The following is a 21,274-nucleotide window of genomic DNA, read 5'->3' as shown; positions in this document are numbered from 1 at the left end:
TCCCATCGTTATCGGACGCTCTCTCTCATACATGCAGCAGAAGGTGTTCCCGTTCCCACGGGCTGATGACGGTCATGAACTCCTGGTGCTCGAGTTCCTTCACCGCCGAATAGACGTCGATGAAGCGCTCGCCCAGGATGTCGCGCAGGCGGTCTTCGCGGCGCAGCAGGGTGAGCGCCTCCGGCAGTCCCTGCGGCAGTTCGACTTCCATCTTGTAGGCGCTGCCCTCGACCATCGGAGTCGGCTCGATCTGCTCCTGGATGCCGAGGTAGCCGCAGGCCAGGGTCACGGCCAGCGCCAGATAGGGGTTGGCGTCGGCGCCGATCACGCGGTTCTCGACGCGGCGGTCCTGCGAGCCCGACACCGGCACGCGGATGCCGACCGTGCGGTTGTCGACGCCCCACTGCAGGTTGATCGGCGCGGCGGTGCGGCGCACGATGCGGCGGTAGGAGTTCACGTAGGGCGCCACGATCGCCATCGCCGACGGCATGTACTTCTGCAGGCCGCCCACGTACCAGCGGAACAGCTCGGACGGCGCGCCGTTTTCGTCGCTGAAGATGTTGTGGCCGGTCTCGCCGTCGACCACGCTCTGGTGCACGTGCATCGCCGAACCGGGTTCGCCCGCCATCGGCTTGGCCATGAAAGTGGCGTACATGTCGTGCTTGAGCGCGGCCTCGCGCAAGGTGCGCTTGAAGTAGAAGACCTTGTCGGCCAGGCCCAGCGGCTCGCCGTGCTGGAAGTTGATCTCCATCTGGCCGGCGCCGATCTCGTGGATCAGCGTGTCGACGTCCAGGCCCATCATGTCGCAGTAGTCGTAGATGTCCTCGAACAGCGGGTCGAATTCGTTGACGGCGTCGATGCTGTAGACCTGGCGGCTGGTCTCGGAGCGTCCGCTGCGGCCGATCGGCGCGGCCAGCGGCAGGTCCGGGTCGATGTTCTTGGCCGTCAGGTAGAACTCGAGCTCGGGCGCCACCAGCGGCTTCCAGCCCTTTTGCGTGTACAGCTTCAGCACGCGCCGCAGCACGCTGCGCGGGGCGAAGTCGACCAGGCGGCCGTCGGAGAAATAGCAGTCGTGGATGACCTGGGCGGTGGGGTCGACGGCCCACGGCACCATCGTGATGGTGCCGGGGTCGGCCTTCAGGATCATGTCGCGGTCGGTGGTCGAGATCGCGCGGTCGAAGGCATCGTCGTTCTCCGGCGAGTTGCCGGTGACGGTCATGCCCAGCACGATCTCCGGCAGGCGCATGCCGCGGTCTTCGGTAAATTTTACACGTGGCAAAATTTTGCCGCGGGCGACGCCGGTCAGGTCGGGGACCAGGCATTCGATTTCGGTGACTCGCTTACCGTTGAGCCACTCGTCCATGTCGTTGTATGAAAAATTGTCGCGTATAGCCATGATGGTTCCTCTGTTCCTTGAATGAACGCGGGCGCACAAACGCGGCCCGCGGCGCGCGGTCTGGTCTGAACAGGAACGCTATGGAACGGAGCGGGCCGCCCATTTTTCACAGGCGGTCATACGTTCTTCCGTTTTTTGGATTGAAAGCGGGCACGGCAGGCATCGCCGAAGGCGCCGAACATCTTCATCGAGTGCGGATTGTGGGCGATGCGCCATTCCGGGTGCCATTGGAGGGCCAGGGTGAAGCCCGGCGAAGTGGAGACGGAAAACGCCTCGACCAGGCCATCCTCCGCCACCGCTTCGACCGTCAGGCCGGGCGCAAGCTCGTGTATGCCCTGGCCATGCAGGGAATTGACGGGAATTTCGTCCCTGCCCAGGATTCCATGCAGCATTCCGCCTTCGATGATGCGGATCTTGTGCGCGTCGCCATACTGTTCGTCCATCCCCAGTTCGGGATTCTCGCGATGGTCGAAATGCCCCGATACGGTCTGCACCGCCTGGTGCAGGCTGCCGCCCAGCGCCACGTTCATTTCCTGGAAGCCGCGGCAGATTGCGATGATCGGAATGCCGCGCTTGACCGCCTGACGGATCAGCGGCAACGTGGTCTGGTCGCGCGCCGGATCCTGCGGCAGGGTCGGGTCGAGCACTTCTTCGGAGTAGTAGCTGGGATGAACGTTCGATGCCGAGCCGGTCAGCATGATGCCGTCGCACAGGTCGAGCATGGTTTCCAGGTCGAGCCTCTCCCCCAGCGACGGCAGGATCATGGGCGCGCAATCGGCGCCGATCACGACTGCGTCGACATACTTGTGCTGGGCCGCGTAATAAGGATGTTCTCCGAAGTCGCGGGTGCAAGCGGGGATGATTACGATCGGGCGCATGTTCTCTACCTTTGTGAAGTGAGGCGCACACGGACCATCATACTGCAATCTGATCCGGGTGCGAGTGGCCGTTAATCCAGATCAACAAGCACACGGACTCATCCTGCGCATCGCTGAAAATCTGCTAGTGGGATAGGTTCCCCCATTCAGAAACCGGTAGCAAAAGCTTAACGTCAACTCGAAAACCATGCCAACACGACTGGCGGCTCAGATCTGCTTCTTCAGCGCCGCCACGGTTGCTTCCAGCACCGTATCCCTGCCCTTCTGCAGGTCGAGCACGGTGGGCGCCACCTGCAGGGTCGGCTGGATGCCCTTGCCCACCCACCGGCGGCCGTCCGGATAGGTATCGGCCTTGGTGCAGACGCGCGCGAAGCCGCCGCCCGGCAGGCGGAACATCAGCGGCTGGCCGGTGCTGCCGCCGGTCGGTTCGCCGGCAATGATGCCGCGCTGCATGCTATCGAAGGCGACCGCGAAGTCGTTGTTATTGATGACATGACATTAAAAAACTCCGATCTGCGAACCTGTTTGTTTGCGACAGAATGCAAGCGGCGACGATTGTGGCCCCACCCTGTCCGATCCTGCCGCGCGTGGTATCTTTGTCTTCTGATAGGAACAAGAACCAGCCCTACCTGATGAGGAAACCATGCTGAACCTGAAAGATCCTTCCCTGCTGCGCCAACAGGCGTATATCGACGGCGAATGGTGCGATGCCCGCGAGGGCCGGACCGTGACGGTGACCAATCCGGCCACCGGCGAATCGCTGGGGACCGTGCCCCACATGGGCGCGCAGGAGACCCGCCGCGCGATCGAGGCCGCGAATGCCGCCTGGCCGGCATGGCGCAAGAAGACCGCGCGCGAACGCGCGCTCATCCTGCGCAAGTGGAACGACCTGATGCTCGAGAACGCGGACGACCTGGCCGCCATCATGACCGCCGAACAGGGCAAGCCGCTGGCCGAAGCGAAAGGCGAAGTCGGCTACGCCGCCTCCTTCTTCGAATGGTTCGGCGAGCAGGCCAAGCGCATCGAGGGCGACGTGCTGGAATCGCCGGCGCGCGACCGCCGCCTGATCGTGACCAAGGAACCGATCGGCGTCTGCGCCGCCATCACGCCGTGGAACTTCCCGTCCGCGATGATCACCCGCAAGGTGGCGCCGGCCCTTGCCGCCGGCTGCCCGATCGTGCTGAAGCCCGCCGAGCTGACCCCGTTCTCCGCCCTGGCCCTGGCCGTGCTGGCCGAGCGCGCCGGCGTGCCGAAAGGCGTGTTCTCGGTCGTGATCGGCGATGCGAAAGCGATCGGCGCCGAGATGTGCGCCAACCCGATCGTGCGCAAGCTGAGCTTCACGGGCTCGACCCCGGTCGGCCGCCTGCTGATGGAACAGTGCGCGCCGACGGTCAAGAAGCTGTCGCTGGAACTGGGCGGCAACGCCTCCTTCATCGTGTTCGACGACGCCGACCTCGACGCGGCCGTCGAGGGCGCGCTCGCCTCGAAGTACCGCAACGCCGGCCAGACCTGCGTCTGCGCCAACCGCATCTACGTGCAGGACGGCGTGTACGACGAATTCGCGCGCCGCTTCACCGAGAAGGTCAAGGGACTCAAAGTCGGCAATGGCATGGAGCCGGGCGTGAACCAGGGCCCGCTGATCGAAGACAAGGCCCTCGTGAAGGTCGAGAACCACATCGCCGACGCGCTGTCGAAAGGCGCCCGCCTGCTGCTGGGCGGCAAGCGCCATGAACTCGGCCACAGCTTCTTCCAGCCGACCGTGCTGGCCGACGTGACCCCGGCCATGCTGATTTCGGAAGAGGAAACCTTCGGCCCGGTGGCGCCGCTGTTCCGCTTCAAGACCGAAGAGGAAGTCATCGCCCTCGCCAACAACACGGAATTCGGCCTGGCCTCCTACTTCTATGCGCGCGATATCAACCGCGTGTGGCGCGTGGCCGAGCAGATCGAGACCGGCATGGTGGGCGTGAACACCGGCCTGATCTCGAACGAGATCGCGCCTTTCGGCGGGGTCAAGCAGTCCGGCCTGGGCCGCGAAGGCTCGAAGTACGGCATGGACGACTACCTGGTCATCAAGTACATCTGCCTCGGCGGCATGTAAGCACGGACCGAACATGGCCTACGATCCCATGTCCGACGTCGAGGATGCGCCGCTGTTCATCGTGCCGCGCGTCCTCGAACAACTGCGCGCCTTCCGCGCCGGCCCCAAGCTGGCCGACCTGCCGGGCGTGAACCCGTCGGCGGAACGCGAGCGCCTGGCGGTGGTGCTGGACGACCTGGCCACGCGCCTGCTGGCCGGCGTCGAAGCGCATCCGACCAAGTTCTGGGTCATGAAGCAGTTCCAGCAGTCGCTGGAACTGGTCCAGGAGGAAGATACCGAGGCAAGAGAACACTTCGGTAGCGAACTCGAGCGCCTGATGGACATCCTCGGGATCGAGAGTTCCGACGGCCTGCTGGCCTGTTACCTGGGCGGTATCTGAGCATCCGCAGCACGCGTTCCGGCGCGGCCGCGCGCTCTTGTTGAACGTTGTTGATTTTCCACATGGCAACGTTTTGATTGTCTTGTAGGATTTGTCCTACTAGAATCTCTCGCACCGTCACAACCCGTGACGCTCCCTTGCGTTGGCCCCACCCCCGCCAACCAGCAGCGACCGCACTGCCTACCTCCGCCCGCATTTTTTCCTGGACCTCAGATGTTCAGCGGCCGCCTGCACCCTTCTTCGATAACAAGGACTCCATAGAAATGAAGCTGAACAATATGAAGATCGGCCAGCGCCTCGGCCTGGGCTTTGGACTGATGCTGGCCCTGCTGATCCTGGTCGCGATCTTCGGTCTCGAAAACATGAACGCGCTCAACGCGGCCGTGGACAAGATCGTCAACAACAACAACGTCCAGATCAAGAACGTGACCGACCTGCGCGACGCCCAGCGCCGCATCGCCATCAACGTGCGCGACATCATCCTCACCAGCGACGAAGCTGAAATGGCGAACATCGCCAAGACGATCGAAGGCGCATGGCAGGAATACGACCAGGCCGTCGCCACCCTCGACAAGATGATCGCCGACCCGCAACTGCGGGCGCAACTGGAAAAGATCGCGGCGGCGCGCAACACGGCCGCCCCCCTGATCGCGAAAACCCAGCAACTGGGCAGGGAAAACAAGAACGACGAAGCGGTCAGCCTGATGAAGTCCAGCGTCATGCCGGCCACCAGGGCATGGCAGGCCGACCTCACGAAAATGATGGAAGCCCAGGCCGTCCGCAACCAGGCCGAACTGGCAGCCGGCCAAGTCGAGTTCAGGCAGGCGCGCATGCTGCTGATCGGCGTGGCCGTGATCGCCTTGCTGGCCGCGGTTGCGATCGGCTTCTTCATCACCCGCTCGATCACGCTGCCGATGCGCCGCGCGGTGGACGTTGCCAAGACCGTCGCCGCCGGCGACCTCACCAGCCACATCGAAGTCAATTCGACCGACGAAACCGGCGAACTGCTGGCAGCCCTGAAGGACATGAACGGCTCGTTGCAGACCATCGTCGGCCAGGTGCGCAGCGGCACCGAAACCCTCGCCACCGCCTCGAACGAAATCGCGACCGGCAACCTGGACCTGTCCAGCCGCACCGAACAGCAGGCCGGTGCGCTCGAAGAAACCGCCTCCTCGATGGAAGAGCTGACCTCGACCGTCAAGCAGAATGCGGAAAACGCGCGTCAGGCCAACCAGCTGGCGATGTCGGCCTCGAACGTGGCCATGCGCGGCGGCGAGGTGGTTTCCGACGTGGTGATCACGATGAACTCGATCAATGAATCGGCCAAGCAGATCGTCGACATCATCGGCGTCATCGATGGCATCGCCTTCCAGACGAATATCCTGGCGCTGAATGCGGCGGTGGAAGCGGCGCGTGCCGGCGAACAGGGCCGCGGCTTCGCCGTGGTGGCGAGCGAGGTGCGTAACCTGGCCCAACGCTCGGCCGCCGCCGCCAAGGAAATCAAGACCCTGATCGGCGACTCGGTCGAGAAGGTCGGCCAGGGCAGCCGCCTGGTACAGCAGGCCGGTTCGACCATGGACGAGATCGTCGCCAGCGTGCGCCGCGTGACCGACATCATGGGCGAGATCACGGCCGCGAGCCAGGAACAGGAAGCCGGTATCGAGCAGATCAACCAGGCAATCGGCGAAATGGATTCCGTCACTCAGCAGAACGCAGCCCTGGTGGAAGAAGCGGCGGCGGCGGCGCAATCGCTGCAGGAGCAGTCCGGACAGTTGGAGGAGCTGGTCAGTACCTTCCGCCTGGCTGGTGCTGCGGGGCAGGCCCTTCGTTCGGCACCGGCAACGCGTCTGGCGCTGGCTGCCTGAGATACCAACGTAACGCCAACGTTACGCGTGGGCACGGCGTGCCCACCCTACGATTTGTACTCGTCGTATTTGCGCGCGTCGCCGCGCACCTGCTCGGCCGGGTACTTGGCCCGGTTGAGCACCATCTTCTCTTCCACCGCCGCCAGCAAGTCGACGTCGAGCTTGTCGGCCAGGCGCACCAGGTAGACCAGCACGTCGGCCATCTCGTGCCGCACTTCTACCAGCTTGTCCGGGCCGAGTTCTTCAAAGCGGCCATGCTGCAGCCACTGGAAGTGTTCCAGCAGCTCGGCCGCTTCCACCGTCAGTGCGGAGGCCAGGTTCTTTGGTGTGTGGAACTGGTCCCAGTCGCGCTCGTCGACGAATTCGCGCACCATCGCCCGCAGCCGGGCGAGGTCGCCAAATGCCGAATCATTTGCCATAATCGTGCTCCAATACAAGTGTCCCTTGTGGGGAGGCCATGATACAGCGGCCGGCTCACCAGGGCGCCGATAACGCTATCAAATCAGACGATGAACAAACCAGAAACCCTTCGCAGCCGCAGCAGCGGCCGCGTCACGCTGTCCGAGGTGGCGGCGCGGGCCGGCGTCGGGACCATGACGGTATCGCGCGCGATCAACCAGCCGGAGCTGGTGTCGGCCGCGCTGCGCGCACGCATCGAGGAAGCCGTGGAAGAGCTGGGCTACGTGCCCAACCGCGCCGCCCGCGCGCTTGCCTCGGCGCAGTCGAAGGTGATCGTGGTGCTGGTGCCGTCGCTGTCGAACGCCGTGTTCACCGAAGTCCTGGCCGGCATCCAGGACGCGCTGGAAAAGGATGGCTACCAGATCCTGATCGGCAATACCCGCTACTCGGATGCCGAGGAAGAAAAGCTTCTCAACATTTACCTGCAATCGAACCCGGATGGCGTGCTGCTGTCCGGCCTGACCCACAGCAAGCAGGTCACGAAAATCCTGACCTCGTCGAAATTGCCGGTGGTCTCGATGATGGACCTCGCGAGTTCGCCGGACGCGCTGTCGGTCGGCTTTTCGCAGATCGAGGCCGGCTACACCATGACCCGCTACCTCGTCGACAAGGGTTACCAGCGCATCGGCTTCATGGGCGCCCAGCGCGACGAGCGCACGCTGAAGCGTGCCGAAGGCTACCGCCGCGCCTTGCAGGAAGCCGGGCTGTACGATCCCCTGCTCGAGACCATGGTGAGCGACCCGTCCACGATCGCGCTCGGCGCCGAACTGCTGGGACGCATGCTGTCGGTGACGCCCGACTGCGACGCCATCTTTTGCTGCAACGATGACCTGGCCCAGGGCGCGATCTTCCAGTGCCAGCGGCGCGGCATCGCGGTGCCCGCCCGGCTCGCCATCTGCGGCTTCAACGACCTGCCGGTGTCGGCCTGGATGAATCCTTCCCTCACCACCATCGCCACGCCGCGCTACCGCGTCGGTTTCGAGGCGGCCCAGCTGCTGCGCGCCGTCATCCACGGCGAAACGCCCGCCCTCACCCGCATCGATCTCGGCTTCACCCTGATGGCGCGCGAAAGCGCCTGATCCTCCTCCCGGCCGCTTGCGAGCAGGCGGCCGCGGCGTCACCAGTTTGCGTTCGTGCTGCGCCGCAGCATGAAAACTTCTTTACAAAGCCATCGATCGGCGTAGACTCGCAACGCCTGATAACGCTACCAAATTTATCATGATTTATCATCCACCCATCAATCAAAGCCCCGATTCCACCCCTTCCGCCACACCGGCGCGCTGGGTCGTGATGGGTGTGTCCGGCTGCGGCAAGAGCGAGGTCGGGCAGCGGCTGGCGCAAGCGCTGGACGTGCGCTTCCTCGAAGGCGACGCCTACCACAGCGCATCGAACGTGGCCAAGATGGCTTCCGGCATTCCTCTGAACGACGACGACCGCGCCGATTGGCTGCGCGTCCTGCAGGGCGAGATCGCCGCGGCCCGGGCGCGCGGCGAAGGCCTGGTGCTGGCCTGTTCGGCCCTCAAGCGCCGTTACCGCGACCTGCTGCGCGCCGCCGACCCCGACCTGCGCTTCGCCCACCTGAGCGGCCCGCGCGAGCTGATCGCCCAGCGCATGCTGGCGCGCACCGCCCACTACATGCCGGCCTCGCTGCTCGACAGCCAGCTGCGCGACCTCGAACCCCTGCAGCAGGACGAAGCCGGCCTGCTGCTCGACCTCAGCAAGACGCTTCCCGAACTCACCGAAGAAATACTTCACACCCAGGGTCGCTAGAACCCGTTCATCAACACGACATAGGAGACACAAGCATGGCTTCAACCAGACAACAAGGCATTCCCCGGCGCCGCTGGGGCATCGGCGCGCTGCTAGGCGTCGGCGTCCTGATCAACTACATCGACCGCATCGGCCTGTCGGTCGCGGCACCCCAGATCAAGGATGTGTTCCACCTCAGCCCCGTCGAACTGGGCCTGCTGTTTTCCGCCTTCGCCTGGTCGTATTCGCTGCTGCAGATTCCGGTCGGGATGGTGCTGGACCGCTTCGGCCCGACCCGGGTCGGACGCTGGGGCGCCTTCCTGTGGGGCCTGGCCTCGGTCATCACGGCATTCTCGAGCGGCTTCGCCGGCATCTTCGTGGCGCGCATCCTGCTGGGCGTGGCCGAAGCGCCGGCCTTCCCGGTCAGCTCCAAGGCCACCGGCTACTGGTTCCCGCGCAACGAGCGCGGCCTGGCTACCGCGATCTTCGACGCCGCCGCCAAGTTCTCGAACGTGATCGGCGTGCCGCTGGTGGCGGTGACGGTGGTGGCCTTCGGCTGGCGCTGGGGTTTCGCACTCACCGCGACCCTGAGCTTCCTGTACTTCATCGCCTTCTACGTGCTGTACCGCGACCCGAGCGCCGACAAGAACCTGTCGAAAGCGGAACTCGACTACATCCAGCGCGGCGGCGCCGCGCCTGAAGGCCCGGCCGACGCCGGCGCCCTCAACATGCTGGGCTATCTGCTGACCAAGTCCAAGGTGTGGGGCCTGACCCTCGGTTTCGCCGCCTACGGCTACACCTTCTACCTGTTCCTGACCTGGCTGCCGGGCTACCTGGTCGAGCAGATGCACATGAGCATTATCAAGTCGGCCGGCTTCGCCGCCATTCCCTGGGCCTTCGCCACCCTGACCGACCTGTTCGTCGGCGGTTGGCTGATCGACCACCTGGTTTCGCGCGGCAAGAACGAATCGAAGGTGCGCAAGACCGTGCTGATCGTCGGCATGACCTTCGGCCTGGCCGTGTTCGGCGCCACCCAGACCACCGATCCGGCCTGGGCCATCTTCTGGATCTCGATCGCCCTGGGCGGCCTGGCCTCGGCAGCGCCGGTCGGCTGGTCGCTGCCTTCGCTGATCGCGCCGAAGGGCGGCGCCGGCACCATCGGCGGCATCATGAATTTCGCGAACAACCTGATGGGCGCGGCCGCACCGATCGTGACCGGCATGATCGTCGGCGCCACCGCCTCGTTCACCAATGCCTTCTTCGTCGCCGGCGTCATCCTCGTCATCGGCATCGTCTGCTTCGTGTTCGTGCTCGGGAAGATCGAACCGATTCCCGATCCCGAATCCGGCACCCCCGCAGTACGCGCACCGGGCAAGACAGCCTGATAGAAAAACAAAAAAAGAAAGACGAATATGAAATCCAAGTTTTCCCTGATGTGCGCAGCCATGCTGTGCAGTGGCGCAGCACTGGCCGACGGTTCTTCGGTCGCCTTCTATGGTGTGATGGATATGGGTGTGTCGGTCGACCAGGGCGGCGTCGCCGGCACCTCGACCCGCGTGACCAGCGGCATGGCCACCCAGAGCCGCTGGGGCTTTCGTGGCAGCGAAGACCTGGGCCAGGGCATGGCCGCGTTCTTCGTGATCGAAGGCGGCATCCACGCCGATAACGGCACCTCGACCCAGAACAACACGCTGTTCGGCCGCACCTCGATCGTCGGCCTGCGCGGCCGCTTCGGTTCGGTCTCCGCCGGCCTGCAGGACACGCCGCTGTTCACCACGCTCAACGTGGTGGTCGACCCCTTGCGCAACGGCGTCGTGCGCTCCAACAACCTGATGCCGCCGACCGGCTTCCGGGCATCGAATTCGGTGCTCTACCGTAGTCCCGACATGCATGGATTCAGCGGCGACCTGATGTATGTGGCCGGCGAAGTCGCCGGCGACAGCGCCGCCGGACGGGCCTTCGGCGGCTCCTTCGGCTACACCGGCGGTCCGCTGTCCGCCCGCATCGCCTATCACCGCAAGAACAACGACAGCGCCACCGTGAGCGGCACCGATCCCGCCCGCAACCTGCTGTTCGGCGCCAACTACGACTTCGGGATCCTGCGCGCCTACTTCGGCTACGAGGTGAACAAGGGACGCAACAGCGCGCCCCTGAACAATGGCGCCGCGGTGTTCGGCGGCCTGCCGCCGATCGCGTCGACCGACAGCCGCGACCTGCTGCTGGGGGCGTCGGTGCCGTTCGGCGCCAGCACCGTCGTGCTGACCTATGTGCGGGCTGACGACCGCACCCTGCACAACCAGGATGCGCAACAGCTGGGCGCCGCCTACATGTACGCCTTCTCGAAGCGCAGCGACGTCTATGCCTCCTACGGCGTGATCCACAACCACAACGGCGCCGCCTACACCGAAGGCAACAGCGAAGAACCCGGCACCGGCAACCGCCAGTTAGCGGTGGGCTTGCGCCACCGCTTCTGACGGCCTGCCGGCTCAGTTGCCGGCGTCGCTTTCCAGATGACGCCGCAGGATCGGGTCCAGCCTCGGCTGGACCTCCTGGCAGCTGCCGACCGTGATGCCGAGGCCGCGCAGCTGCAGCGGCTCGCTCACGCCGGGGTCCAGCCGTCCGCGTAGCGCGCCAGCAGCGCGTCGTATTTCTGCGTCAGTTCCTCGACGCTGGACACGGTCATGCCAAGGTCGCGCAGCAGGCCGTCCTTCAAGCCGTACACCCAGCTGTGGATCGTCAGCTCCTGCCCACGGTCCCAGGCATCCTGAACCACCGTGGTTTGGGCGCAGTTGATCACCTGCTCGGCCACGTTCAGCTCGACCAGCCGATCGTGGGCGACGCTGGGCTGCACGATCTCCCCCAGGTAGCGGCCGTGCTTGTGCTTGACGTCCTGCACGTGGCGCAGCCAGTTGTCGGTCAGGCCGACCCGGCGTCCGGTGAGGGCCGCGTGCACGCCACCGCAGCCGTAATGACCGCAGACGATGACGTGCTTCACCTTGAGCACGTCAATGGCGAACTGGAGCACCGACAGGCAATTCAGGTCCGAGTGCACCACCACGTTCGCCACGTTGCGATGGACGAACATCTCGCCCGGCATCATGCCCAGCAGTTCGTTGGCGGGCACGCGGCTGTCCGAGCAGCCGATCCACATGTATTCCGGGGCCTGCTGCGCGGCCAGCGATTTGAAGAAATCGGGCTGCTTGGCGACGACCGATTCCGCCCAGGCGCGATTCTTGGCGAACAGCTCCCTGGTGATGGGTTTTGAGTTAGGCATCTGATTCTCTCGACCTTGTGATTAAGCTAACTATTAATGCAAAAAAAACCGCTGGGACTCGCGCCATCCAGCGGTTGTCGACTTCTTACTCGAAGAAGTCCTTCACTTTATCCATCCAGCCCTTGCTCTGGGGGCTGTGCTTGGCGCCGCCCTCCCTGGTCAGGCGCTCGAACTCGCGCAGCAGGTCCTTCTGCTTGTCGGTCAGCTTGACCGGGGTCTCGACCACGACGTGGCAGAACAGGTCGCCCGCGTAGCCGGAACGCACGCCTTTGACGCCCTTGCCCTTCAGGCGGAAGACCTTGCCGGTCTGGGTGCCTTCGGGGATGGTGAAGGATACCTTGCCGCCCAGGGTCGGCACCTCGATCTCGCCGCCCAGTGCCGCCTTGCTGAACGAGATCGGCATTTCGCAATGCAGGTCGTCGCCTTCGCGCTGGAACACTTCGTGCGGCTTGATGTGGATCTCGACGTACAGGTCGCCCGGCGGACCGCCGTTGGTGCCCGGCTCGCCGTTACCCGACGAGCGGATCCGCATGCCATTGTCGATACCGGCCGGGATCTTGACTTCCAGGGTCTTGTTGCGCTTGATGCGTCCGGCGCCGCCGCAGGCCGCGCACGGTTCCGGGATGATCTTGCCGCTGCCATGGCACTTCGGGCAGGTCTGCTGGATCGAGAAGAAGCCCTGCTGCATGCGCACCTGGCCGTGGCCGTGGCAGGTCGAGCAGGTGACCGGCTGTGTGCCCGGCTTGGCGCCGCTGCCGTGGCAGGTGTCGCACTTGTCCCAGCTCGGCACGCGGATGGTGGTGTCGAAGCCGGCGGCCGCCTGTTCCAGCGTGATCTCGAGGTTGTAGCGCAGGTCGGCGCCGCGGTACACCTGCGGGCCCGAGCTGCGGCCGCGGCCACCGCCGAAGATGTCACCGAAGATGTCGCCGAAGGCATCCGAGAAACCGCCGGCGCCGAAACCGCCGCCCATGCCGCTGTTCGGATCGACGCCGGCGTGACCGTAACGGTCGTACGCTTCGCGCTTCTCCGGATTGGTCAGCATCTCGTAGGCTTCCTTGACCTCCTTGAACTTCTCCTCCGCTTCCTTGTTATCCGGATTGCGGTCGGGGTGGTACTTCATCGCGAGCTTGCGATAGGCCTTCTTGATCTCGTCTTCCGACGCAGTCTTGGCGACCCCGAGGATCTCGTAAAAATCACGCTTTGCCATTTGTCGGCACCTTGCTGTCTATCTTGAAAAACTGTCTGTGCAAAAAAACCGAGCCGGGCACCAGAAGGCTGCATCGGCTCGGAATGTTCCGCGTTGGGAGCTAACTTGAGCGGCTAACCCCCTATTGTGACATTACTTGGCGTCCTTGACTTCCTTGAAGTCAGCATCGACCACGTCATCGTCCGCCTTGGCCGACGATTCGGCACCCGGCTGTTGCGCGCCAGCCGCACCGGCAGCGCCAGCTTGCTGGCCCTGCATGTCGGCGTACATCTTCTCGCCCAGCTTTTGCGCGGCGGTCGACAGGGATGCCACCTTGGCATCGATCTCGGCCTTGTCGCCCGATTTGATCGAGCCTTCCAGGTCGGCGATCGCGGCTTCGATCTTTTCCTTCTCGCCGCCGTCCAGCTTGTCGCCGTACTCGGTCAGGGACTTGCGGGTCGAGTGGACCAGCGCGTCGGCCTGGTTGCGCGACTCCGCCAGTTCCTTGACCTTCTTGTCCTCTTCCGCGTTCAGCTCGGCGTCCTTCACCATCTTCTGGATCTCGTCTTCCGACAGGCCCGAGTTGGCCTTGATGGTGATCTTGTTTTCCTTGCCGGTGGCCTTGTCCTTGGCGCCCACGTGCAGGATGCCGTTGGCGTCGATGTCGAAGGTCACTTCGATCTGCGGGGTGCCGCGCGGTGCCGGCGGGATGCCTTCCAGGTTGAACTCGCCCAGGCCCTTGTTGCCCGCTGCGATTTCACGCTCGCCCTGGTAGACCTTGATGGTCACGGCCGGCTGGTTGTCGTCGGCGGTCGAGAACACCTGCGAGAACTTGGTCGGGATCGTGGTGTTCTTGTGGATCATCTTGGTCATCACGCCGCCCAGGGTTTCGATACCCAGCGACAGCGGGGTCACGTCCAGCAGCAGCAGGTCCTTGCGGTCGCCGGCCAGCACCGAGCCCTGGATCGCGGCGCCGACTGCGACGGCCTCGTCCGGGTTGACGTCCTTGCGCGGATCCTTGCCGAAGAACTCCTTCACCTTTTCCTGCACCTTCGGCATACGGGTCATGCCGCCGACCAGGATGATGTCGTCGATGTCCGAGACCTTCACGCCGGCGTCCTTGATGGCGACGCGGCACGGTTCGATGGTCTTCGAGATCAGTTCCTCGACCAGGGCTTCCAGCTTGGCGCGGGTGATCTTCAGGTTCAGGTGGACCGGCGCGCCGTTCGCCATGGCGATGTACGGCTCGTTGATCTCGGTCTGCTGCGAGGACGACAGCTCGATCTTCGCGCGCTCGGCCGAAGCCTTGATGCGCTGCAGGGCGATCGGGTCCTTCGACAGGTCGAGGCCGTTGATCTTCTTGAACTCGTCGATGATGTAGTCGATCACGCGCTGGTCGAAGTCTTCGCCGCCCAGGAAGGTGTCGCCGTTGGTCGACAGCACTTCGAACTGCTTCTCGCCATCGACGTCGGCGATCTCGATGATCGACACGTCGAAGGTGCCGCCGCCGAGGTCATACACGGCGATCTTGCGGTCGCCCTTGTCGGTCTTGTCCAGGCCGAATGCCAGCGCGGCCGCGGTCGGCTCGTTGATGATGCGCTTGACGTCCAGGCCCGCGATGCGGCCGGCGTCCTTGGTCGCCTGGCGCTGCGAGTCGTTGAAGTAGGCCGGCACGGTGATCACGGCTTCGGTGACTTCTTCGCCCAGGTAGTCCTCGGCGGTCTTCTTCATCTTGCGCAGCACTTCCGCCGAGATCTGCGGCGGCGCCAGTTTCTTGTCGCGCACGCTGACCCAGGCGTCGCCGTTGTCGGCCTTGACGATCGCGTACGGCATCAGGCCGATGTCCTTCTGGACTTCTTTTTCGTCGAACTTACGGCCGATCAGGCGCTTGACCGCGAACAGGGTGTTTTTCGGATTGGTGACAGCCTGGCGTTTTGCCGGCGCGCCGACGAGGATCTCGCCGTCTTCCTGGTAAGCGATGATCGAAGGCGTAGTGCGAGCACCTTCGGCATTTTCGATGACCTTGGGCTGACCATTTTCCATGATCGCCACGCAGGAGTTGGTGGTGCCCAGGTCGATACCGATGATTTTGCCCATAATGTTTTCCTTTAATACTTAGTTTTAGTTTTCAGATGTGTCGAATATAGGGAAAAACTGCGTGCTTTCAAGAGCTTGGAATTTGCACGAGCAAATTTATTTCGGCTGTGCAGCAGTCACGATGGCCGGACGCAGCAGGCGGTCGGCGATCATGTAACCTTTTTGCAACACTGCGACCACGGTATTCGCTTCCTGCTCCGACGGCACGACGGCCACGGCCTGGTGCTTGTTCGGGTCGAGCTTGTCGCCCGGCTGCGGCATCACTTCGACCAGGCGGTTCTTTTCGAACGCGGCGGTGAGCTGCTTGAGGGTCATCTCGACACCTTCCTTGATCGATTCCACGGTAGGGGCTTCGACCTTCAGCGCCATTTCCAGGCTGTCGCGCACCGGCACCATGGCCTCGGCAAAGCTTTCGATGGCAAATTTGTGGGCCTTGCTCACATCTTCCTGGGCGCGGCGGCGGATATTGTCCGCTTCGGCCTTGGCGCGCATGAAGGCATCGTGCATCTCGGCCAGCTTGGCTTCGGTGGCGCTCAGCTGTTCTTCGAGACTCGGCTCCGACGACGCCGGCGTTGCCTGGCCCGCATTCGCTGCGTTGGCTGCGGCTTCACCTTCCGGCTGGTTGGACACCTCTTGGTTTTCTTGGTCTTGCATCGAAAAAACTCCTAGAATCAAGGACTTGGCTGATTGATTGACTTGTCCTGCTTAACACACGGGCCCCATATGGGGCGATCCCCTACGTTTTCAAGGGGAATTGCAGCGCTAACATGTGCATATCCTGACATTTTTTGTTACAGGATTTACGCGGCAGCAGAACCCGTCGGCAATTAGCCGTCTTACCATGTTTCCTAATTGGAACAGGGGAAAGATCATGAGACTGCATCTGATCAGCGGCGCCGTGGTGGTCTGGACCGCCCTTGCGCTGGCAGCGATCTGCCTGGCGGAACTCGGGGCGACGCCGCAAAACGTGCCATTTTAGCAGGTCCGCGTGCGCGGGCTCGGAGAGCCCGCGTCGGACCTTGACCTTATGCGCCCAACCGGGCCGCGTGCTCGCGGCCCTCTTCCGCATCCTTGCGCCGGACCTCGCGCTGTGACGGGCTCATCATGGTGGGCCAGCCGATCAGGTGCTGCTCGGCGATTTCCGCCAATCCCGTAATCCAGGCCGGGTTGTCGTTCAGGCAGGGAATGTAGTGGTATTCCTGGCCGCCGTTCGATTCGAACTCGTGCCGCACTTCCATATTGATTTCTTCCAGCGTCTCCAGGCAGTCGCTGGTGAAGCCGGGGCACATCACGTCGATGCGCTTGACGCCTTCGCGCGCCAGCTGCTGCACGGTCGGCGCCGTGTAGGGCTGCAGCCATTCGGCGCGCCCGAAGCGCGACTGGAAGGTGACCAGGTACTGCTCGGGCGACAGGCGCAGGCGCGCCGCCAGCAGGCGCGCGGTGCGCTGGCATTCGCAGTAATACGGGTCGCCCAGGGTCAAGGTGCGCTTCGGCACGCCGTGGAAGCTCATCACCAGCTTGTCGCCGCGGCCGTGGGCTTCCCAGTATTCCAGCACCGAGTCGGCGAGCGCCTCGATATAGCCTTCATGGTCGTGGTAGTGCTTGACCAGGCGCAGCTCGGGAATGTTGCGCACCTGGGCGTAGTGAGCGTAGACGGCATCCCAGATCGAGGCCGTGGTCGTGCCCGAATACTGCGGATAGGCCGGCAGCACCACGATGCGGTCGACACCCTTCGCCTTCAGGTCGTCCAGCACCTCCGGCAGCGCCGGCGAGCCGTAGCGCATCGCCATCGCCACCTCGACGTCCTCGTGGCCGCGCTCGCCGAGCAGCTCCGCCAGCTTCGCCGCCTGCCGCGCCGTGTACACCTTCAGCGGCGAACCTTCGCGGGTCCAGATCATCGCGTACTTTTGCGCCGACTTGCCGGAGCGGAAAGGCAGGATGACGAGATGCAGGATCAGGTTCCAGACGGCGCGCGGGATCTCCACCACGCGCTGGTCGGACAGGAACTGCTTCAGGTAGCGCCGCACCGCCGCCCGGGTGGGCGCATCGGGCGTGCCGAGGTTGACCAGCACGACGGCGCTCTTGGCGATCGCGCCGTGGGTGTGGGGCGGTTCTTTTCTGAATGGCATAAATTGGTTGAAGATTATGAAGCCAGCAGCTCGCGCGCATGCTTGCGGGTGGTCTCGGTGATCTCGATGCCGCCCAGCATGCGCGCCACCTCTTCCACCCTTTCCTTCTTGTCCAGCACGTCGATGCGCGAGACCGTCTTGCCGTCGCCGGTCGTGCCCTTGGCCACCTGGAAGTGCTGGTTGGCCTGGCTCGCCACCTGCGGCAGGTGGGTCACGCACAGCACCTGGCGGCTATGGCCGAGGCGCTTCAGCAGGCGGCCCACCACCTCGGCGACGCCACCGCCGATGCCGGTATCGACCTCGTCGAAGATCAGGGTCGGCACCGTGGTGGCATTCGACGTGATGACGGAGATCGCCAGCGAGATGCGCGCCAGTTCGCCGCCCGAGGCCACCTTGGCCAGCGGACGCGGCGCGACGCCGACATGGCCGGCCACCAGGAATTCGACCTGCTCCATGCCGTACACGGCCGGCTCGCAGGGGTTCAGCGACACCACGAAGCGGCCACCGCTCATCGACAGTTCCTGCATCGCTTCCGTCACCTGCTCGCCGAGGCGTTGCGCCGCTTCCCGGCGCGTGACGGACAGGCGGCCCGCCACTTCCAGGTAGGCGGCCCGGGCCTGCTCTTCCTGGCGGCGCAGGCCGTCGACGTCGCTGGCATCGGCCAGCTGGCGCAGCTTGGCTTTCAGCGTGGCGTGCTCGTCCGGCAGCTCCTCCGGCGTGACGCGGAACTTGCGGGCAGTGCTGTGGATCGCATCCATGCGCGCATCGACCTGGGCCAGGCGCTCGGGGTCGAGCTCGACCTTGTCGATGTAGTCGTTCAGCGCGTACACTGCTTCCTGCAGCTGGATGCGGGCCGGCTCCATGCAGTCGAGCACGTTCTGCAGGCCGGCGTCGACGTCGGCCAGCTTGCCCAGCTTCTGGTTCAGCGAGGACAGCTGCGACAGGATCGGCTGCTCGGCTTCGGAGATCGCGTTCAGCGCTTCCTGCGCGCCCTCGAGCAGGCTGGCCGCGTGCGACAGGCGGCTGTGCTCGTTGGTGATCTCGGCCCATTCGCCCGGCTTCACGGCCAGCTTGTCGAGCTCGCCGACCTGCCACTCGAGCCGCTCGCGTTCGAGCAGCACGTTCTTCGCATTGGTCTCGAATTCCTCGCGCTGGCGCGACAGCGCGCGCCAGGCCTTGTAGCAGCCGGCAACCGCCTGCACCTGGGCCGTGGCTGCCGGATTGCGCACGGCGATCTGGTTGTCCAGCAGCGCACGCTGGGCATCCTGCTTGAGCAGCGACTGGTGGGCGTGCTGGCCGTGGATGTCGACCAGCATCTCGCCCAGCTCGCGCAGCTGGCCGGCGGTGGCGGCGATGCCGTTGATGTAGGCCTTCGAGCGGCCGGCATTGTCGATCACCCGGCGCAGCAGCGCCCCGCCCTCCTCGACGCCGAATTCGTTCTGCTCGAGCCAGGCGGTGGCCGCCGGCGTGAGCGCGAAGTCGGCGCTGATGTCGGCCTTGGCGGTGCCCTCGCGCACCATGCTGGCGTCGCCGCGCCCGCCCAGCGCGAGCTGCAGCGCATCGATCAGGATCGACTTGCCGGCTCCGGTCTCTCCAGTGAAGACCGTGAAGCCATTCGAGAACTCGAGTTCGATCGTGTCGACGATGACGAAGTCGCGGATGGTCAATGTGCGCAACATGAAGAAACAGGTCTCCTGGTTTCGGAATGCTTGGTTTATTTGAGCTTGCCGTCGCTGGACGGATACTCGTTCCAGTGCAGCTTTTCGCGCAGGGTGTGGTAGTAGCTCCACCCTTCGGGATGCAGGAAGGTGATGGTGTCGGGCGAGCGCGAGATCATGATCTGGTCGCCGTGCTGCAGGCTCGTGAAAGTCTGCATGTCGAAGTTCACGCTGATGTCGCGGCCATTCATGATCTCGACCACGATGTGGCTGGTGTCCGGCACCACGATCGGGCGGTTCGACAGTGCGTGCGGCGCGATCGGCACCAGCACGATGCCGGCCAGGGTCGGATGCAGCAGCGGGCCGCCGGCCGACAGCGCATAGGCGGTCGAGCCGGTGGGCGTGGAGACGATCAGGCCGTCCGAGCGCTGGTTGTACATGAAGGTGCCGTCCACCGTGACCTTCAGTTCGGCCATGCCGGCGCCGGAACCGCGCGACACCACCACGTCGTTCACCGCCACCGAACAGTGGATCTCCTTGCCGTCGCGCACCAGGTGGGCTTCCAGCAGGGTGCGCTCCTCGGCCCGCGCCTTGCCGCTGAGGATCTCGGCCAGCGCCGGCAGCATGCGGCCGATCGGGATGTCGGTCATGAAGCCCAGGCGGCCCTGGTTGATGCCGATGAGGGGCACCTTGTAGCGGGCCAGCTGGCGCGCCACGCCCAGCATGGTGCCGTCGCCGCCGACCACGATGGCGGTGCTGGCCTGCCGGCCGATCTCGTCCATCGTCATCGCGGCCACGCCTTCCACCTTCACGTGGCCGGCGGTCTCGGCTTCGAGTACGGGCAGGTAGCCGGCGCCGCGCAGGAAGTCGACGATGGCCTGCACCGGCTCGTCGATGCCGGCGGTGTTGTGCCGCACGACCAGCGCGATGGTTTGTTGCGATTCGGGCGTAGCGGGCATAGGGAAATCTCGGCGGTAATGAAAAACGACACGGGGGAGATTAACCGATTCTTCCGGCTTCTGCCATACGGCCGCTCAGCGATTACTGTACAAACGCACAGTATATTTGCCCGGCGCGCATCCGGCAAGATTCGGATCAGTGCGAGGCCCCAAGCCATACTGCAACACCGATGGCGCAGGACAGCGCCAGCAGGTGCAGGAACATCAGCGTGCACCAGCGCAGCGCCGTGAGCTTGCGCGAACCACCGTACACCCGCCGCATCGCGGTCGGCAGGTAGAAGACCAGCCACAGGCCCAGCAAGTTGCCGACGTAGGGAATCCGCAGCGGCTTCTGGAGGATGATGAGGGTGAGCATCAGGAAGGCGAAGGCGTTCGTGTGCAGCGCGAACAGCAGGTGCTCGCCATAGCGCTTGCCCGACCCCAGGTAAAGGATCTTCAGGAACAGGGCGAACAGCGGCATCATGGCGAACACGGCGTAGGGTGCATAGCCGAAGAAGGCTTTTTTAGCCTTCGCGCCATTGTCGTCGCTGGTCGAACTGACCAGACTGTCGATGAAACTCTCGAAGCCCGACTTGTCTTCTTCCTCGTCTTTCTGCAAGGTGGCCGTCTTCGCGTGCGGGTCGTCGCTTTCGTCTTCGTCCGGCCTGGCACTGCTGCTTGCTTCGGGCTTGGCCGCCGCGGTCCCGGAAACGGGTACGGGCGGGTGCGCGGACGCGGCGGGCTTCTTGTCCCCGGGATCGATCGTAAGCACCGGAACGCTGTCGATCTTGACGCCGCCGATATGGTGATCCTCTCCCATGAACTTAAACAGGGCAAAGAAGATCAGGCTGAAGGTCAGGTAGACGCGCAGCGGCTGGATGTAGCGTACGCGGCGGCCCTGCATGTATTCGAGGCTCAGCTGGCCGGGCTTGAGCAGCAGCAGCTTCATCGTCTTCCACAGCTTGCCTTCCAGCGCCACGTAGTGGCCGATGAATTCGTGCAGGAATTCGCGCGTGCTGGGCGGATGCAGCACGGTCTCCTGCCCGCACTGGTGGCAGAAATTCCCGGACACGGCGGCGCCGCAGTTCGGGCAATCGCTGGCGGCATGGTGGTGGAGGACGACTTCGGAGACGGCTTCAGAGTTCACGGCAATTCCCGGCAAACGGCA

The 21,274-nt window shown here is 64.3% G+C and carries 19 protein-coding genes; 7 read left to right on the top strand and 12 right to left on the bottom strand.

What is annotated here, in order from left to right; translation table 11 throughout:
• Positions 1–25: 25 nt before the first annotated feature.
• From AC1DOQ_RS10475 to AC1DOQ_RS10465, 3 genes are all read right to left on the bottom strand, one after another.
• Positions 26–1,396: a glutamine synthetase family protein gene (locus AC1DOQ_RS10475; RefSeq protein ID WP_477362930.1), complete on the bottom strand. Its 1,371-nt coding sequence runs from the start codon at positions 1,394–1,396 to the stop codon at positions 26–28.
• Positions 1,397–1,512: 116 nt separating this feature from the next.
• Entirely contained in the window at positions 1,513–2,274 is a 762-nt protein-coding gene (locus AC1DOQ_RS10470) for a gamma-glutamyl-gamma-aminobutyrate hydrolase family protein (protein ID WP_477362927.1), read from the bottom strand.
• Between the two features lie 207 nt (positions 2,275–2,481).
• Complete coding sequence (locus AC1DOQ_RS10465; protein ID WP_477363018.1) at positions 2,482–2,763, bottom strand: S41 family peptidase; 282 nt, start codon at positions 2,761–2,763, stop codon at positions 2,482–2,484.
• A gap of 154 nt (positions 2,764–2,917) precedes the next feature.
• On the opposite strand from AC1DOQ_RS10465, the gene AC1DOQ_RS10460 reads away from it, so the two are divergent.
• The 3 genes from AC1DOQ_RS10460 (at position 2,918) to AC1DOQ_RS10450 (ending at position 6,616) form a co-directional block, all read left to right on the top strand.
• A complete protein-coding gene (locus AC1DOQ_RS10460) occupies positions 2,918–4,372 on the top strand; it encodes an NAD-dependent succinate-semialdehyde dehydrogenase (RefSeq protein ID WP_477362924.1) in 1,455 nt (484 codons plus the stop codon).
• A gap of 13 nt (positions 4,373–4,385) precedes the next feature.
• Positions 4,386–4,751, top strand: coding sequence for a DUF4844 domain-containing protein (locus tag AC1DOQ_RS10455; protein WP_477362921.1), 366 nt, complete (start codon positions 4,386–4,388; stop codon positions 4,749–4,751).
• Positions 4,752–5,014: 263 nt separating this feature from the next.
• The gene (locus tag AC1DOQ_RS10450; protein ID WP_477362919.1) at positions 5,015–6,616 is read left to right on the top strand and encodes a methyl-accepting chemotaxis protein; all 1,602 of its coding nucleotides are present in this window, start codon (positions 5,015–5,017) and stop codon (positions 6,614–6,616) included.
• Positions 6,617–6,663: 47 nt separating this feature from the next.
• On the opposite strand, the gene AC1DOQ_RS10445 is transcribed toward AC1DOQ_RS10450, so the two are convergent.
• Positions 6,664–7,035 (bottom strand): nucleotide pyrophosphohydrolase, encoded by a 372-nt coding sequence (locus tag AC1DOQ_RS10445; protein WP_477362916.1) that lies wholly within the window; start codon positions 7,033–7,035, stop codon positions 6,664–6,666.
• Positions 7,036–7,125: 90 nt separating this feature from the next.
• Between AC1DOQ_RS10445 and gntR the strand changes: the two genes are divergently transcribed.
• The 4 genes from gntR to AC1DOQ_RS10425 all read left to right on the top strand — a co-directional run bounded on the left by gntR (position 7,126) and on the right by AC1DOQ_RS10425 (position 11,298).
• Positions 7,126–8,154 (top strand): HTH-type transcriptional regulator GntR, encoded by a 1,029-nt coding sequence (gene gntR, locus AC1DOQ_RS10440; protein WP_477362913.1) that lies wholly within the window; start codon positions 7,126–7,128, stop codon positions 8,152–8,154.
• Positions 8,155–8,365: 211 nt separating this feature from the next.
• Positions 8,366–8,845 (top strand): gluconokinase, encoded by a 480-nt coding sequence (locus tag AC1DOQ_RS10435; protein ID WP_477363015.1) that lies wholly within the window; start codon positions 8,366–8,368, stop codon positions 8,843–8,845.
• A 35-nt stretch (positions 8,846–8,880) separates the two neighbouring features.
• Positions 8,881–10,209, top strand: a complete 1,329-nt coding sequence (locus AC1DOQ_RS10430) for an MFS transporter (RefSeq protein ID WP_477362910.1) — start codon at positions 8,881–8,883, stop codon at positions 10,207–10,209.
• 27 nt (positions 10,210–10,236) lie between these two features.
• Entirely contained in the window at positions 10,237–11,298 is a 1,062-nt protein-coding gene (locus tag AC1DOQ_RS10425) for a porin (RefSeq protein ID WP_477362907.1), read from the top strand.
• A gap of 125 nt (positions 11,299–11,423) precedes the next feature.
• On the opposite strand, the gene can is transcribed toward AC1DOQ_RS10425, so the two are convergent.
• From can to AC1DOQ_RS10385, 8 genes are all read right to left on the bottom strand, one after another.
• Positions 11,424–12,098: a carbonate dehydratase gene (gene can / locus AC1DOQ_RS10420; protein ID WP_477362904.1), complete on the bottom strand. Its 675-nt coding sequence runs from the start codon at positions 12,096–12,098 to the stop codon at positions 11,424–11,426.
• Positions 12,099–12,183: 85 nt separating this feature from the next.
• Positions 12,184–13,305 (bottom strand): molecular chaperone DnaJ, encoded by a 1,122-nt coding sequence (dnaJ, locus tag AC1DOQ_RS10415; RefSeq protein WP_477323340.1) that lies wholly within the window; start codon positions 13,303–13,305, stop codon positions 12,184–12,186.
• Between the two features lie 132 nt (positions 13,306–13,437).
• Positions 13,438–15,381, bottom strand: coding sequence for a molecular chaperone DnaK (dnaK, locus tag AC1DOQ_RS10410; RefSeq protein ID WP_477362901.1), 1,944 nt, complete (start codon positions 15,379–15,381; stop codon positions 13,438–13,440).
• 96 nt (positions 15,382–15,477) lie between these two features.
• The gene (grpE, locus tag AC1DOQ_RS10405; RefSeq protein ID WP_477362898.1) at positions 15,478–16,035 is read right to left on the bottom strand and encodes a nucleotide exchange factor GrpE; all 558 of its coding nucleotides are present in this window, start codon (positions 16,033–16,035) and stop codon (positions 15,478–15,480) included.
• Positions 16,036–16,406: 371 nt separating this feature from the next.
• On the bottom strand, positions 16,407–17,510 hold the full coding sequence (gene hemH / locus AC1DOQ_RS10400) for a ferrochelatase (protein WP_477362895.1): 1,104 nt from the start codon (positions 17,508–17,510) through the stop codon (positions 16,407–16,409).
• Between the two features lie 14 nt (positions 17,511–17,524).
• Positions 17,525–19,189 (bottom strand): DNA repair protein RecN, encoded by a 1,665-nt coding sequence (recN, locus tag AC1DOQ_RS10395; RefSeq protein WP_477362892.1) that lies wholly within the window; start codon positions 19,187–19,189, stop codon positions 17,525–17,527.
• A gap of 35 nt (positions 19,190–19,224) precedes the next feature.
• Positions 19,225–20,127 (bottom strand): NAD kinase, encoded by a 903-nt coding sequence (locus AC1DOQ_RS10390; protein ID WP_477362889.1) that lies wholly within the window; start codon positions 20,125–20,127, stop codon positions 19,225–19,227.
• A 136-nt stretch (positions 20,128–20,263) separates the two neighbouring features.
• Positions 20,264–21,253 carry a DUF3667 domain-containing protein gene (locus AC1DOQ_RS10385; RefSeq protein WP_477362886.1) on the bottom strand — a complete coding sequence of 330 codons (990 nt, stop codon included), beginning with the start codon at positions 21,251–21,253 and terminating at the stop codon, positions 20,264–20,266.
• Positions 21,254–21,274 lie beyond the last annotated feature (21 nt).

This window comes from Massilia sp. 01N417 (assembly GCF_056399645.1).
Note: the sequence above shows the minus strand (reverse complement) of the source record. Positions and strands in the feature narration are given on the sequence as shown.

Bases quoted from the DNA above. Each gene is read 5' to 3' on its own strand.
- AC1DOQ_RS10445 (WP_477362916.1), bottom strand. From the start codon at position 7,035: ATGGCAAATGATTCGGCATTTGGCGACCTCGCCCGGCTGCGGGCGATG.
- grpE (WP_477362898.1), bottom strand. From the start codon at position 16,035: ATGCAAGACCAAGAAAACCAAGAGGTGTCCAACCAGCCGGAAGGTGAA.
- AC1DOQ_RS10460 (WP_477362924.1), top strand. From the start codon at position 2,918: ATGCTGAACCTGAAAGATCCTTCCCTGCTGCGCCAACAGGCGTATATC.
- AC1DOQ_RS10435 (WP_477363015.1), top strand. From the start codon at position 8,366: ATGGGTGTGTCCGGCTGCGGCAAGAGCGAGGTCGGGCAGCGGCTGGCG.
- gntR (WP_477362913.1), top strand. From the start codon at position 7,126: ATGAACAAACCAGAAACCCTTCGCAGCCGCAGCAGCGGCCGCGTCACG.
- can (WP_477362904.1), bottom strand. From the start codon at position 12,098: ATGCCTAACTCAAAACCCATCACCAGGGAGCTGTTCGCCAAGAATCGC.
- recN (WP_477362892.1), bottom strand. From the start codon at position 19,189: ATGTTGCGCACATTGACCATCCGCGACTTCGTCATCGTCGACACGATC.
- AC1DOQ_RS10455 (WP_477362921.1), top strand. From the start codon at position 4,386: ATGGCCTACGATCCCATGTCCGACGTCGAGGATGCGCCGCTGTTCATC.
- AC1DOQ_RS10475 (WP_477362930.1), bottom strand. From the start codon at position 1,396: ATGGCTATACGCGACAATTTTTCATACAACGACATGGACGAGTGGCTC.
- hemH (WP_477362895.1), bottom strand. From the start codon at position 17,510: ATGCCATTCAGAAAAGAACCGCCCCACACCCACGGCGCGATCGCCAAG.
- AC1DOQ_RS10430 (WP_477362910.1), top strand. From the start codon at position 8,881: ATGGCTTCAACCAGACAACAAGGCATTCCCCGGCGCCGCTGGGGCATC.
- dnaJ (WP_477323340.1), bottom strand. From the start codon at position 13,305: ATGGCAAAGCGTGATTTTTACGAGATCCTCGGGGTCGCCAAGACTGCG.
- AC1DOQ_RS10470 (WP_477362927.1), bottom strand. From the start codon at position 2,274: ATGCGCCCGATCGTAATCATCCCCGCTTGCACCCGCGACTTCGGAGAA.
- AC1DOQ_RS10390 (WP_477362889.1), bottom strand. From the start codon at position 20,127: ATGCCCGCTACGCCCGAATCGCAACAAACCATCGCGCTGGTCGTGCGG.
- AC1DOQ_RS10450 (WP_477362919.1), top strand. From the start codon at position 5,015: ATGAAGCTGAACAATATGAAGATCGGCCAGCGCCTCGGCCTGGGCTTT.
- AC1DOQ_RS10425 (WP_477362907.1), top strand. From the start codon at position 10,237: ATGAAATCCAAGTTTTCCCTGATGTGCGCAGCCATGCTGTGCAGTGGC.
- dnaK (WP_477362901.1), bottom strand. From the start codon at position 15,381: ATGGGCAAAATCATCGGTATCGACCTGGGCACCACCAACTCCTGCGTG.